At 39.4% G+C, this 1175-nt stretch carries 1 protein-coding gene; it reads right to left on the bottom strand.

Going from position 1 to position 1175, the window contains the following annotated elements:
- Positions 1-411: 411 nt before the first annotated feature.
- Positions 412-939, bottom strand: coding sequence for a ribosome biogenesis factor YjgA (yjgA, locus tag H5232_RS19750; RefSeq protein WP_145236713.1), 528 nt, complete (start codon positions 937-939; stop codon positions 412-414).
- Between the last annotated feature and the right edge of the window lie 236 nt (positions 940-1175).

The raw sequence follows: 1175 nt of genomic DNA, 5'->3' as shown, positions 1-1175 counted from the left end.
AAATGTGGCGTGGTGTTGGTGCGTCAGCAAGCTTAACGCCTACGGTGTTAAGGTTTATCTTGGTGTTAAATTTACTTTGATGTTTAATTAATTATCTGTAGGCGAGTGGCTTGCCACCGCGTTTTTAAATGTGGCGTGGTATTTGTGCGTCAGCAAGCTCAACGCCTACGGTGTTAAGGTTTATCTTGGTGTTAAATTTACTTTGATGTTTATTACTTACTTGTAGGCGAGTGGCTTGCCACCGCGTTTTAAATGTGGCGTGGTGTTGGTGCGTCAGCAAGCTTAATACTTACAGGGTTTTAATTTGCTGCGAGGGAGGCGTTACTGCTTACTAAACGGTAACTGCCTATAAATAGCGGGTGTTTTTACCCAGACTGAATATAGGCAATTCATTACTACATTACATGTAGCTTATCGCATGATACTTTCTTTAAGATATTGAAATAGCTCTTTATAGCCTTTAGCTGGCTTTTCAATTTTTACTTCTTTTGCCGCATTACGCACCAATTGACGTAACTTTTGACGATCAATAGTCGGGTATTGCTCAATGGTTTGATTAACTAAATCATCACCTTGGGCAATTAAATCATCGCGTAATTGCTCAATCTTTTTAATCATCACTTCGGCTTGATTATTTTTATTCAACATAATGTCGATAATAGCGTTGATCTCTTCGATATTCTCAACGGTACGCAAAGTTTTTGCGATGTAATTTAAGTGACGACGATATGCATCACTTTTGTTACTGATTTTGTCTGCAACAACCATTGCCGCTTTTAAATCGTCATTTAAGGGTAAGCGCTCGCGCTGTTTTTTCCCCATTTTGGCAATTTCAGCACCTAACTGATGAAACTCTTGCGCTTCGCGCTTTAGCTCACTTTTTGATATATAGATAATTTCTTCTTCAATTTCAGCAGGCTTGCCTTTTTTCTTCGCCATGGGGTACTCATATGATAACGTTAACTGCAGTCATTATACCCAAACCACCTCAAGATGCGAGCGTCGTTGGAGTTAAAAGCGATTTAGGCAAGGCATTGATTGCAAGTAATTGTGGTTCTATTGTTAAAATCAATAACGCAGTATAAATCGCTTTTAAACCAACCCGTTGGGCGTTTCACAGGCACTTACTCTCATCGTTGTTACTTCTTAAAAGGGACTGCCATTCTTGCAAAGTA

The sequence above is a fragment of the Pseudoalteromonas sp. SG41-5 genome, from assembly GCF_014164495.1.
Taxonomy (GTDB): Bacteria; Pseudomonadota; Gammaproteobacteria; order Enterobacterales; family Alteromonadaceae; genus Pseudoalteromonas; species Pseudoalteromonas rhizosphaerae.
This window is presented reverse-complemented; position numbering and strand designations above follow the sequence as displayed.

Bases quoted from the DNA above. Each gene is read 5' to 3' on its own strand.
- yjgA (WP_145236713.1), bottom strand. From the start codon at position 939: ATGGCGAAGAAAAAAGGCAAGCCTGCTGAAATTGAAGAAGAAATTATC.